The sequence below is a fragment of the Longimicrobium sp. genome (genome assembly GCF_036387355.1).
In the GTDB taxonomy this organism is placed as follows: domain Bacteria; phylum Gemmatimonadota; class Gemmatimonadetes; order Longimicrobiales; family Longimicrobiaceae; genus Longimicrobium.
In genome coordinates this window covers 1-11,505 of the sequence record NZ_DASVTX010000550.1, presented here as the reverse complement: position 1 = coordinate 11,505, position 11,505 = coordinate 1, and the positions used below count along the sequence as shown (strand labels likewise).

General features: G+C 70.3%; 12 protein-coding genes. 2 read left to right on the top strand and 10 right to left on the bottom strand.

What is annotated here, in order from left to right; genetic code table 11:
* Window positions 1-714: 714 nt before the first annotated feature.
* Complete coding sequence (locus tag VF665_RS23815; protein ID WP_331055982.1) at window positions 715-1,128, top strand: hypothetical protein; 414 nt, start codon at window positions 715-717, stop codon at window positions 1,126-1,128.
* Between the two features lie 365 nt (window positions 1,129-1,493).
* On the opposite strand, the gene VF665_RS23810 is transcribed toward VF665_RS23815, so the two are convergent.
* The 10 genes from VF665_RS23810 to VF665_RS23765 form a co-directional block, all read right to left on the bottom strand.
* Window positions 1,494-2,663 carry a hypothetical protein gene (locus VF665_RS23810; protein WP_331055981.1) on the bottom strand — a complete coding sequence of 390 codons (1,170 nt, stop codon included), beginning with the start codon at window positions 2,661-2,663 and terminating at the stop codon, window positions 1,494-1,496.
* Window positions 2,664-2,781: 118 nt separating this feature from the next.
* The gene (gene hisF / locus VF665_RS23805) at window positions 2,782-3,546 is read right to left on the bottom strand and encodes an imidazole glycerol phosphate synthase subunit HisF (RefSeq protein ID WP_331055980.1); all 765 of its coding nucleotides are present in this window, start codon (window positions 3,544-3,546) and stop codon (window positions 2,782-2,784) included.
* Window positions 3,543-4,418: a diaminopimelate epimerase gene (dapF, locus tag VF665_RS23800; RefSeq protein WP_331055979.1), complete on the bottom strand. Its 876-nt coding sequence runs from the start codon at window positions 4,416-4,418 to the stop codon at window positions 3,543-3,545. Before dapF ends, hisF begins: the two co-directional genes overlap by 4 nt.
* 150 nt (window positions 4,419-4,568) lie before the next feature.
* Entirely contained in the window at window positions 4,569-4,793 is a 225-nt protein-coding gene (locus tag VF665_RS23795; protein ID WP_331055978.1) for a hypothetical protein, read from the bottom strand.
* A 118-nt stretch (window positions 4,794-4,911) separates the two neighbouring features.
* Window positions 4,912-5,541 carry an imidazole glycerol phosphate synthase subunit HisH gene (gene hisH / locus VF665_RS23790; RefSeq protein ID WP_331055977.1) on the bottom strand — a complete coding sequence of 210 codons (630 nt, stop codon included), beginning with the start codon at window positions 5,539-5,541 and terminating at the stop codon, window positions 4,912-4,914.
* Window positions 5,538-6,134, bottom strand: a complete 597-nt coding sequence (gene hisB, locus VF665_RS23785) for an imidazoleglycerol-phosphate dehydratase HisB (RefSeq protein WP_331055976.1) — start codon at window positions 6,132-6,134, stop codon at window positions 5,538-5,540. The genes hisH and hisB overlap by 4 nt, the downstream gene beginning before the upstream one ends.
* On the bottom strand, window positions 6,131-7,237 hold the full coding sequence (hisC, locus tag VF665_RS23780; RefSeq protein ID WP_331055983.1) for a histidinol-phosphate transaminase: 1,107 nt from the start codon (window positions 7,235-7,237) through the stop codon (window positions 6,131-6,133). The genes hisB and hisC overlap by 4 nt, the downstream gene beginning before the upstream one ends.
* A gap of 124 nt (window positions 7,238-7,361) precedes the next feature.
* On the bottom strand, window positions 7,362-8,657 hold the full coding sequence (locus tag VF665_RS23775) for an adenylosuccinate synthase (RefSeq protein ID WP_331055975.1): 1,296 nt from the start codon (window positions 8,655-8,657) through the stop codon (window positions 7,362-7,364).
* A gap of 452 nt (window positions 8,658-9,109) precedes the next feature.
* Window positions 9,110-9,682 (bottom strand): 3D domain-containing protein, encoded by a 573-nt coding sequence (locus VF665_RS23770; protein WP_331055974.1) that lies wholly within the window; start codon window positions 9,680-9,682, stop codon window positions 9,110-9,112.
* 75 nt (window positions 9,683-9,757) lie between these two features.
* Entirely contained in the window at window positions 9,758-11,029 is a 1,272-nt protein-coding gene (locus tag VF665_RS23765; protein ID WP_331055973.1) for an AI-2E family transporter, read from the bottom strand.
* Window positions 11,030-11,175: 146 nt separating this feature from the next.
* On the opposite strand from VF665_RS23765, the gene VF665_RS23760 reads away from it, so the two are divergent.
* Window positions 11,176-11,379 (top strand): hypothetical protein, encoded by a 204-nt coding sequence (locus tag VF665_RS23760; protein WP_331055972.1) that lies wholly within the window; start codon window positions 11,176-11,178, stop codon window positions 11,377-11,379.
* The last annotated feature ends 126 nt before the right edge of the window (window positions 11,380-11,505 follow it).

Sequence of the window (11,505 nt, the reverse complement as noted above, 5' to 3'; positions counted from 1 at the left end):
CCCATACTCCGCGGCACAAAGTCAACCAGTCGTGCTGGTCTACTGTGTGGCGGAACGCTTCGACAGGCGCGATCCTGCGCATGTCGACGCCGGTGCGACTCCATCCCCATCAACCCGAATGGCCGCCCACTTCGGCGCCGGGGCGTCATTCTGAAGGAGCGTGCGCCGCGCTCTCCTCGGCACCGCGTTCATCCGCGACTGAAGAATCCCGGACCGAAGCATCCGCCGCGCTGCGGGCCGGCGTGGCGTGCTCCAGCCTCTCCCGCCGCACCCGCGGCTTCCGAGCGCGGCGCGCAACCGGGCGTGCATCGGACGCGGTGGCGCGGGATTCTTCGGTCGGCGCCAGAGTCCCGGGGTGACGGACGGTGCGGCGAGGCGCCTCGCTCAGAATGACACTCGAAGCCCGAGCCGGGTGAGGAATCCGGTGCACCTGAGGTGACGGAGTCGGTGCGCCTGATACCGGTTCGCGCCTTCCCCACCGGCACTGTCCGCCGCGCCGGTCTTGCCGCCCACCTCGGCGCTGATACGGCTCCGCGCCGCTTCCTACCCCGCTTGAGCAACGACCGTGGGTCGTTCGGAGTGGTCCGGTGGTCGCGAACTTCTGCCGATTCGTATAACGTTTGCACACCCCGCCGCAAACGGGTGCCGATGCGGCGTTTCCGGCACGCTGATTGCCTCCCCGGGCGGCCCAACTCGAACCGGAGGAGACGAGCGATGCAGAAGCCGATCGACGGCCGCAGACACGGACTGGTGGATTACGCGACGGTGGCCACGGTAGCCGCCGCGCCGCGCGCGCTGGGCTTTCCGCGGCAGGCGGAAGGGCTGGCCTACGGGCTGGCCGCGGGGTACCTGGGGCTCTCGCTGCTGACGGACTATCCGCTCTCGGCGCGCAAGCTGGTGCCCTTCAAGGGCCACGGCGCGGCCGAGGTGGCCATTGGGGCGGCGCTGCCGTTCCTGCCGTGGCTGCTGGGGTTCTCGGAGAACCGCGCCGCTCGCAACTTCTTTCTGGGGCTGACGGCCATCACCGCCATCAGCGCCGCACTGACGGACTGGGACGCGCCGGACGCCGACACGCAGCACCCCGGCGACCGCACCATCAACCTGGACCGCGACCTGGTCAACCGCTGACCGCGCGAGAAGGGCCGGGCGAAAGGGCGGGCGCCGCAAGGCGCCCGCCCTTTTTTCCGTGGCCGCAGGGCGCGGTTGCGTGAGGGATGCGGGCCCGAAGGGTCGAGACGCCGGCGCGCGCGCACCGCAGCCCGGGGGCACGCGATGCACCCTGGCGCGCGGGTGGCTCGACGCCGTTGGGCACAGTTGTACCGTGCCCTACGGCGCCCGCAGCCCGGCCCGGAGCGCAGCGGAGGGACACGCCCAAAGGCAGTACGAGAGTACGAGAGTACGAGAGTACGAGAGTACGAGAGCACGAAGAGGCCCCTCACGACGGATCGTGAGGGGCCTCGTTCAACTCCGCGTCACCAGCGCGCGGCCAAGCGCTACTGGTACTGGATGTAGAGCGGCTTGGGCTCCAGGCGCAGCAGGTCCGCCGGGCTCATGAGCGGGTCGCCCTTCTTGGTGTCGTTGTGGTAGAACAGCTTGAACCCGGTGAACTGCACGGGGTGCCGCACCACGTAGTCGCGGTACGAGTCGCGCTTGAGCCACGGCGCGCCCCAGCCGTCCATGTCGATCACGATCTGCACCTCGGGGCGCAGGATGATGTCTTCGGTGTTGGTCACCATGTTGCGCGTAAAGCGGTGGATGACCAGCACCTTGGGAGGCAGCCGGTTCTCGCGCACGATGCGCGCGAGCTGCTCGCTCACGTAGTTGATGTCCGCCGCGTGCATCGTGCCGATCTTGCGGCCGGGAACGATGCCGCCCCGCATGTAGAACTCGGGGTCAACCGCAAAGTGCACGTCCGGGTTCTTGAGGATGTTCTCGAACCGCGGCATGATGTTGCGGATGTCGTCCGTGCCCACCTGCACGTCCACGATGAACAGGCCGTTGATGGACTGGGCCATCTGGTAGATGCTGTCCACCACCGCGTCACGCAACTGGTTGCGGTAGTGCCCCGACGGCCCGGGGTCGCCCTGCGCCACCACGCTCACCATGTGCAGGCAGGGCACCGCCGGGTGCTGCGGGTCCGCCGCCGTCCACCGCTGCACCTCGCGCTGCAGCCGCGACAGCATTTCGTTGCGCGGGTACTCGCCCAGCGCACCCATGCGGCGGGAGCTGGGGTTGCCGTAGTAGCACACGATGCGCTTGTCGGGCAGAATGGCGCCCGGCAGCGGACGCGGCCCGTTGACCGGCCAGCCGCTGGCCCGCGCGAACGCGGGGTCTTCACCCGCGTTGAAGCGGCGCGCGGGCGGCCCGCCCGCCTTCTTGATGCTGTCGGCCGCGATGCTGTCCGCGCGGGCGATGCTGTCGGCCTGCGCGCTGTCGTGCCGCGCCAGCGCGTCCTTGACCTTGCGCGTCGCGGTGTCGGCCGGGGCAAAGTTGGCCGCGCCGGCCTGGCCCGCCGCCTGGGCGCCGGTCTTGGGCGCGCCCTCGGCACCCTTGGCCGCGCCGGCCTTGTCCTTGTCCGCGCCGGAATCGCCGCCGTCGCCGCCGCACGCGGCCAGCGGAAGCAGCAGGGCGGCGGCGAGCGCCAGCCGTTTGATGGTATGCATGGATCCGTGCATCACGTAACCGTCTCCTCGGGTCCGGGGTGGGCCGGGCTCGGGCCCGTCGCCTTCTGACGTCTTCAGGGGATGGCCGCTCGGCAAGGAACGCGCCCGCCGCCGCGCGTCAGCGGCGCACCGGGTGCCCGCGGCCGGCCAGGTACCCCCGCGCCTGGGCCAGCGTGTACTCGCCGAAGTGAAAGATGGAGGCGGCCAGCACCGCGTGCGCGCCTGCGCCCAGCGCCGCGTCCAGGTGCTCCAGCGCCCCCGCCCCGCCCGACGCGATCACGGGAATGCGCACCTCGCGCGTGACCGCCCCCAGCAGCGGCAGGTCGTACCCGTCGCGGGTGCCGTCGCGGTCCATGGAGGTCAGCAGGATCTCGCCCGCGCCCAGCTCCTCCGCGCGGCGCGCCCACGCCACGGCGTCGATCCCCGTGGGCGTGCGCCCTCCGTGGGTGAACACCTCCCACCCGCTTTCCGCCTGCGCCGAGCTGCGCGCGTCCACCGCCACCACCACGCACTGCGAGCCGAAGTGGTCCGCGGCGCGGCGGATGAGGTCCGGGTCGGTGAGCGCCGCGGTGTTCACGGCCACCTTGTCGGCGCCGGCGCCCAGGATGGCGTTGAAGTCATCTACCGTGCGGATGCCGCCGCCCACGGTAAAGGGGATGAAGATGCTGTCCGCCGTGCGCCGGATGACGTCCAGCATGCTGGCGCGCCCTTCGTGGCTGGCGGTGATGTCCAGAAAGCAGAGTTCGTCCGCGCGCTCGGCGTCGTAGCGCATGGCCTGCTCCACGGGGTCGCCCGCGTCGCGCAGCCCCACGAACTGAATCCCCTTCACCACGCGCCCGTCCTTGACGTCCAGGCAGGGGATGATGCGCTTGGCCAGGCTCATCCCAGCGTCTCCAGGCGGCGGCGCATGCCGTCCGTGAGCGCGCCGCGGTACACGGATTCCACCGGGCCGCGCAGCACCAGCGACCAGTCGTCGCGCACGTGCACGTCCAGCGTGCCCCCGGGCATGCGCACGGCCACCTGCCGCTCCGACACCATCCCCCGCCGCACCGCCGCCGCGGCCACCGCGCAGGCGCTGGAGCCCGACGCCCGCGTCTCCCCCGCCCCGCGCTCCCACACCCAGGCATCCACCCCGTCCGGGTCCATGGGGACGGCGAACTGCACGTTCACGCCGCGCGCAAACGCCGGGTGCGTGCTGATCTGCGGGGCGCGGCGGCGCAGCGCCTCCACGTCCAGCTCGTCTTGAAAGATCACGCAGTGCGGATTGCCGATGCTGACCACGTTGATGCGCACGATGTCGCCCGATTCCAGCTCCAGCGGCTCGTCTTCCGTTTCGCGGTCGGGCCCCGCGAGCCCCACGTCGGCGCTGCCGAAGCGCGCCGTGCCCATCTCGGCCTCCACGGACAGAACGCCGTCGGCCGAGCGGTGCAGCACTTCCATGCGAACCAGGCCGCCGGGCGTTTCCACGGTGAAGGGCGCGCGTTCCCCCACGTCGCCCTGCTCCAGCAGGTAGGCGGCAAAGATGCGCAGCCCGTTGCCGCTCTTTTCGGCCTCGCTGCCGTCTGGGTTGAAGATGCGCAGCCCGAAGTCGGCGGCGCTGGACGGCACGCGCGCCAGGACGCCGTCGGAGCCCACGCCGGTGTGCCGGTCGCACAGCAGGCGCACGGCGGGCGGGGTGAGCTCAAAGCCCAGCCCCGCCATCTCCAGCGCGATGTAGTCGTTCCCCAGGCCGTGGCCCTTGAAGAAATCAGTCACTCGTCGTTTCACCTGACCATGGATTGATGTGCGGCGCGCCCCAGCCGGCACAGTGGCGCTCGTTGCGCGTAACAATGATCAGATCCCGGACCAGCGCCGTAGCCACGATTCATTCCCGAGAGCAGGCGGACAGCGGGAGCTTCGCAGGATTCACTCGCCGTTGCGCTCCATCCATGCGTCCCAGTCACTTTCCCGGATCTCGCCGGTCCGGAGCGCCTCTGCCAACGGAGAATTCTGCATGAGGTTCAGGAACGGGAGGCCCGGATACTCCGCCGGATCCACGTACTTGGCCCACGGCAGCGCGTACGACTGGCTCTCCTCGTCCCACTCCCACACCCACCTGCGTTCCGCCCCGGCCTCGTTCCGCGTTTCCATCGGCCCCTCCCGCGTTCGGTTTGGTCACCCAAACCCAACCCTAACAGCGGGTTCAAAACCGCGCAACGAGACGCGAGCCGCCACGAGCCGGACAGAGCGGACGCAAACGCGCGTCCGGCTACAGCTTGGCGAAGTTGCCCAGGATGCGCAGCCCGTCTTCCTGGCTCTTCTCCGGGTGGAACTGGATGCCCCACACGTTGTCGCGCCCCACGATGCTGGCGAACGACGCGTCGTAGCGGCACCGGCCCAGGACGTGGTCGTTGTCGTCGTCCAGGACGGCAAAGGAGTGCACGTGGTAGAACCAGCGCGGCTCCGGCCCCGCCACGCCGTCCAGCACGGGATCCACCTCCGCGCGGCGGATGAACTCCACCGCGTTCCACCCCACGTGCGGCAGCGGAAGCTCGGTGGGAATGCGCCGCACGCGGCCGGAAAGGAGCCCCAGCCCGGGCACGGACGGCGCCTCGTCGCTCCCTTCGTACAGCAGCTGCATCCCCACGCAGATACCGATGAAGGGGCGCCCCGCGGCCACGTGCCCGCGCACGGCGTCGCCCAGGCCGCGCTCCTCCAGCCGCGTCATGCACTGGCCAAAGTGGCCCTGCCCGGGAAGCACCAGCCGGTCCGCGGCGCGCGCCACGGCGGGATCGTCCGTGAGCGTGACCCGCGCGCCCTGGTGCTCGAACGCCTTGGCCACGGAGCGCAGGTTGCCTGCCCCGTAGTCCAGCAGCACCACGTGCGGGCGCGCCGTCACAGCGCGCCCTTGGTGCTGGGCACCTGGTCCGCGCGGCGCGGGTCCAGGGCGGTGGCCGCGTCCAGCGCGCGCGCGGCGGCCTTGAAGGTGGCCTCCACCACGTGGTGCGCGTTGTCGCCCCGCAGCCCGTCCAGGTGCAGGGTGATGCGCGATTCCATGGCGAACCCGCGCCAGAACTCCGCGGAGAGCGCCGCGTCGAACTGGCCGATCATGGGCTGCCCCGCGGGAAGCGGCACGTGGAAGTGGATGAACGGCCGCCCGGATACGTCCACCACGGCGCGCACCAGCGCCTCGTCCAGCGGCACGGTGGCGTCCGCGTAGCGCACGATGCCGCGCTTGTCGCCCAGCGCGTCCAGAAAGGCGCCGCCCAGCACGATCCCCACGTCTTCCACCGTGTGGTGCGCGTCGATGTGGAGGTCGCCCGCGCACTCCACGTCCAGGTCGAACATCCCGTGCCGGGCCAGCGCGTCCAGCATGTGGTCAAAGAAGCCGATCCCCGTGGCCACGTTCGCCTCGCCCGTCCCGTCCAGGCCGATGCGGACGCGGATCTCCGTTTCCTTGGTGGCCCGGCGCCGCTCGCCCGTCCGGCTCATCGTTCCGCCTCCGTCATGAGGGTCCGCACCGCGTCCAGAAAGGCGCCGTTTTCCTCCGGCGTCCCCGCGTTCACGCGCAGGCACCGCTCCAGCAGCGGATACTTGGAGACGTCGCGGATCAGGATGCCGTAATCCGCCAGCAGGCGGTCGAACAGCGCGGTATGCGTGATGGCGTCCGTCTCCACGCGAAACACGAGGAAGTTGGCCTCGCTGGGATACACGCGTAGCCCGGGGACGAGGGCCAGTTCGCGCACCATGCGGTCGCGCTCCGCCGCGATCTGCGCCACCATGGGCGCGAGCAGGTGCCGGGCGCGCAGCACCTCGGCCGCGGCGACTTCGCTGAAGAAGTTGATGTTGTACGGCAGCTTGGCCTTGTGCACCTCCGCCGCCAGCGCGGGGTGCGCCAGCATGTAGCCGGCGCGCAGCCCCGCCATCGCCATCGCCTTGCTGAAGGTGCGCAGGACCACCAGGCGCGGCCGGTCCGCCAGCAGGGGAATGCCGTCATAGCCGCCGAACTCCACGTACGCCTGGTCCAGCAGGATCAGCGCGTCCGTTTCGTCGTGAATGCGGCGGATCTCGCTTTCCGACAGCGCCGCGCCCGTGGGATTGTTCGGCGTGCAGAGGACGACGACGGCGGCGTCGGTTTCCTGCGCCGCGCGGATGATGGCGTCCACGTCGAACGCCAGCTCGTCCGTGAGCGCGACGGAAACGGTGGTGCCGCCGTTCACGTCCGTCATCAGCCGGTACAGCGTGAACGTGGGCTCGGGGATGACGACGGATACGCCCGGGCCCACGGTGACGGCCAGCACGGCCTGGATCAGCTCGTTGGATCCGTTTGCGACCAGCACGCCCTCCTCCGGCCACCCCGTCGCCTCCGACACGGCGGCGATGAAGTTGCTGGCCACGAAGGGCGGATACCGGTTCCACGGGCGGTCCGCCAGGATCGCGTGGATGTGCGCCTTGAGCTCCGCGGGAAGGTCGTACGGGCTCTCGTTCTGGTTCAGCTTGATGCGCGGCTCGGTCGGCTTCAGGGTGTACGCACCCATTCCCCGCACCGACGGCTTCACCCACCGCAGCGCCGCATCCACCCCGTCCATCGTCATATCCACTGGTTCACCGCTCGCTCAGGCCGCCGTTGATGGTCTGGATCCCCGAAATACGCGGCGGGCGCCACGAAAGCTCGTGCGCCCGCCCGGTGTGCCGCAAGCCGCTCGCGCCCGCCGCGGCTTACGGCCGCACGTGGATGATCTGGTCGCGGCGCGTGCCCACGGACACGTACCAGATGGGCGTTTCCGTCAGCTCCGACAGGCGGCGCAGGTATGCCTGCGCGTTGGCCGGAAGGTCGTCCCACTCGCGCGCGCCGGTGGTGGAGGTCTGCCAGCCGGGGAGCGTCTCGTACACCGGCTCCGCGCTCTCCAGCAGCCCCAGGTCGCCCGGAAAGTCGTCCAGCTCCTGCCCCTGGGCGCGGTACGAGACCGCGATCCGGAGCTCGGGCAGGGTATCCAGCACGTCCATCTTGGTGACGGCCAGCCCGGTGAGCCCGTTCACCCGCGCGGCGTAGCGGACGACGACGGCGTCAAACCAGCCGCAGCGGCGCGGGCGGCCGGTGGTGGCGCCGTACTCGCCGCCCAATTCGCGCACCTGCTCCTGCATGGGCGACGGGAACTCCGTGGGCAGCGGGCCTTCGCCCACGCGGGTGGTGTACGCCTTCACCACGCCCACGACGTCGTCGATGCGCGTGGGCCCGATGCCCACGCCCAGCGCCGCGCCGCCCGCCGTGGTGTTGGACGAGGTGACGTACGGATAGGTGCCGTGGTCCACGTCCAGAATGGTGCCCTGCGCGCCTTCCAGCAGCACCTTCTGCCCGGCGCGGAGGGCGTCGTGAATGACGCGCCCCGTGTCAACGGAGATGGCGAGCAGGCGCTCGCGGATGGACTCCACCTCGGCGATGAGCGCCTCCGCGTCCACCGTCTCCTGGGACTGCAGGAGCTGCAGGCGCTCGTTGCAGCGGGTGGCGGCGCGGCGCAGGGCGTCCTGGGCACGGGGCCAGTCGCGCAGGTCGGCTAGGCGAATGCCCTGGCGCGCGACCTTGTCCTCGTACGCGGGGCCGATGCCGCGGCCGGTGGTGCCGATCTTTCCGGCGCCGCGCCGGGCTTCGGCGGCGCGGTCCAGCACCTTGTGGTAGCTCAGCAGCAGGTGCGCCCGGCCGCTGACGCCCACGCGCCCTTCCGCGTCGATGCCGCGCGCGGTGAGCGAATCCAGCTCCTGAAAGAACTGGAACGGGTCAAACACCACGCCGTTGCCCAGGAGGCAGCGGCGGGCGGGGTGCAGAATGCCCGAGGGGATCTGGTGCAGGATGAACTCCTCGTCCCCCACGTGCACGGTGTGTCCGGCGTTGCTGCCGCCCTGGTAGCGGGCGACCACGTCGACGTCTTCGGCCAGCACGTCCACGATCTTGCCCTTGCCCTCGTCGCCCCACTGCGAGCCGACGATCACCACACACTGGCTCTTCCTGTCCTTCATCGCTCCGCTCATCCGGCGTCCATCCCGCTGCATGCAAACGAAAACGCGGTCCCGACCGCAAGGGTGGGACCGCGCTCACGGATCCTGAGCGCAATCTGCGCCGCGCTCAGGCGGGTGTCAACGGGAGAACGGCAGGGAATAGGGACAACGGCAGGGAATAGGGAATAGGGAATAGGGAATAGGTGGTTCGGCGCGGGAGCCGGGCTCGGCCGCATCAGGCGGGCATCTCGGGACCGCGATCGGGGGCTGGCACGCCAGACATCGACCCGCTGCAAATCCCCTCTCCGTGCGGCAGTTTGCACGGGAAGGGGCCGGGGGAGGGGCCCACCCGGTCCGCGGCTGCAATTGGTCTTCCCGATGTCGAACGCCGAGCCACGACGCCGTCCCCGCCGTTCCCTGCCGTTCCCTGCCGTTCCTATTCCCTATTCCCTATTCCCTATTCCCTGCCCTTGTCAGTTCCTCCCGATGTCAATCACCTCCGCCACCACCCGCCGCATCCCCCAGTCCGACGCCTCGCCGCAGTTCGAGAACCAGAGATCGATCTTGTTGCCGCGCACCGCGCCGCCCGTGTCCATGATCACGAAAACGCCGATCAGCCGCCCGTCGGGGTGGCTGACGCGCACCACGGAGCCCAGGGGCAGGACGTTCGGGTCCGCCGCGGCCATGCCGTCGCGCACGCGCACGCCGGTGCGCATCATCCCGCGCAGGCAGTACGCGGTGCTGCGCATCTCCATCCGCCGGTCCACCCGGAACGCGGCCGTGGCGGGACCCGCCAGCGCGGCGCCGTCGGAGGCCACGTCGGCCGGCTCCGGCTCGTCGCGCGGGGTGCCGATGCGCACCAGGCCCGTGTCGCGCGGCGCGGAAGGATTCGGAGAAGGCGATGCGGCGGGGAGCACGGCGGGCGCGGTCGTCTGCGCGCATGCGGGAAGCGCGAGCCAGGCGCCCAGGGCGAGCGCCAGCGCGGCCGCACGGGAGAGCGCGGAACGAGCGGGCGCGCACGTGCGGAGAATGCGGGTCGTGGTCATGAGGCGAGGGGTGTGACGGGTGGGACGGGGCCGACGGCGCGCGCGCGGCGAGCGCCACCGGCCGGAATGCCGAACTCAGTCCAGCGCAATGAGCGGGCGCTCTCCGCGGAACAGGCTCGACGAGCGGTAGCGGCGCATGCCGTGCTGCACCATCAGCTTCACCAGCACCGCCAGCGGAATGGCCAGCAGCAGCCCCACGAAGCCGAAAAAGAAGCCGAACAGCGACAGCGCCAGAATGATCCAGACCGGGTGGATGCCCACGGAGTCGCCCACGATCTTGGGGCCGAGCACCGAACCGTCCAGGATCTGCACCACCAGGAACACGATGGCCACCTTGCCGATGGCCCAGAGCGGATTGTCCAGGAACAGGGCGATGACCAGCGCCGGAACGGCCGTCAGCACCAGCCCCAGGTACGGGATGACGTTGAACACCGCCGCGACCACCGCCAGCAGCAGCGCGTACGGAAAGCCCAGCAGCACGAAGCCCAGCCAGGTGAGCACGCCCACGATGGTGCTTTCGATGAGCTGCCCGCGCATGTAGCCGCTCAGCAGCCGGTCGAACTCCGACGCGAACCCCGTCACCCGCTCCCGGTGCGCCCCGGGCACCAGGTCGCGGATGCGCCCCATCATCACCGGCCAGTCGCGCAGCAGGTAGAAGGTGAGGATGGGCGTCAGGAACACGTAGCCCAGGATGGTGAGCACGGCGCTCAGCCCGCGGCCCACCCCCATGATGCCGCCCCACACCGCCCGGCCGATGGCCGCCTGCCTCTGCTGCAGCCACCCCATCACCGCGTCGGGCTGCAGCGACTGCAGGCGGGTGTTGAGCGACTGCTCGTCCACCAGCGGCAGGTCGCGGCTGGCCAGCTGGCTCTGCCACGTCTGCAGGCGGAGCGTGGCGTTCTGAATCAGCTTCGGCGCGTTGCTGATGAACTCGCCGATCTGCCCGCTCAGCGCCGGAATCCCCACGAAGATGATGAGCGCCAGCACGCCCAGCGCGGGGAGCATGAGCAGCACCGTGCCCCACGTCCGCGAAATGCGCCGCCGCTCCATCTGCGACACCAGCGGGTGCTGCACGTACGCCAGCACGACGGCCAGCACGAAGGGCGCGAGCAGAAACCCGGTAGTGTTCAGCGCCCAGATCAGCGTCAGGATCGCCGTGGCCGAGACGATGAGCAGGTGGTGCCGCGTCCCCGAGTACGGAGACATCAGGAACACCAGCAGCACGAAGAGGATGAAGGGGTTCAGGATCCCCTGCACCGTGTACAGAAAGAACCCCAGCACCAGCAGCACGATCACCCAGTGGATGGAGCGCCAGTTGAACGGCTCGGCCGGCTTGTCGTTGATCATCGTTCGCGGTCGGGAGGGGAAGATTGCCCCGCGAACACTAGCGCCCGGCGGGGGCGGGGGCCAGAGCGGCGGCGGCCGCGTGTGGCCCGCGATCTGCATAAGACACACGCACGCAACCACTTGGGCAACCACAGGAGGATACTGCGATGGGCATGATGAACATGATCGTTCCGGGGCGGCGCAGCGTGCGCACGGTGGCCGCCGTAGGCGCGGCCAACTGGGCCCTGCGCCGCTGGGGCGGCCCGCGCGGCGCCAGCGCCGCACGCATGGTGAGCAACGCCACATGGGCGCTCCCGCTGGGCATGATGGCCCTGAACTACGTCCGCGACCGCCGCGCAGGCCGCGCCTGACGCTACCCTCCGCAACAACAAAGGCCGCCCCTGGCAGGGCGGCCTTTGTCGTATCCCGATATCAGAAAAGAATCACGCAGAGGCGCAGAGCCGCCGGAGAAGAGAAAGAACGGAGAACCACGCGAA

Excerpts from the sequence above, each read along its gene's own strand:
- VF665_RS23815 (WP_331055982.1), top strand. The coding sequence starts at position 715 with ATGCAGAAGCCGATCGACGGCCGCAGACACGGACTGGTGGATTACGCG.
- VF665_RS23810 (WP_331055981.1), bottom strand. The coding sequence starts at position 2,663 with ATGCATACCATCAAACGGCTGGCGCTCGCCGCCGCCCTGCTGCTTCCG.
- hisF (WP_331055980.1), bottom strand. The coding sequence starts at position 3,546 with ATGAGCCTGGCCAAGCGCATCATCCCCTGCCTGGACGTCAAGGACGGG.
- VF665_RS23795 (WP_331055978.1), bottom strand. The coding sequence starts at position 4,793 with ATGGAAACGCGGAACGAGGCCGGGGCGGAACGCAGGTGGGTGTGGGAG.
- hisB (WP_331055976.1), bottom strand. The coding sequence starts at position 6,134 with ATGAGCCGGACGGGCGAGCGGCGCCGGGCCACCAAGGAAACGGAGATC.
- hisC (WP_331055983.1), bottom strand. The coding sequence starts at position 7,237 with ATGACGATGGACGGGGTGGATGCGGCGCTGCGGTGGGTGAAGCCGTCG.
- VF665_RS23775 (WP_331055975.1), bottom strand. The coding sequence starts at position 8,657 with ATGAAGGACAGGAAGAGCCAGTGTGTGGTGATCGTCGGCTCGCAGTGG.
- VF665_RS23770 (WP_331055974.1), bottom strand. The coding sequence starts at position 9,682 with ATGACCACGACCCGCATTCTCCGCACGTGCGCGCCCGCTCGTTCCGCG.
- VF665_RS23765 (WP_331055973.1), bottom strand. The coding sequence starts at position 11,029 with ATGATCAACGACAAGCCGGCCGAGCCGTTCAACTGGCGCTCCATCCAC.
- VF665_RS23760 (WP_331055972.1), top strand. The coding sequence starts at position 11,176 with ATGGGCATGATGAACATGATCGTTCCGGGGCGGCGCAGCGTGCGCACG.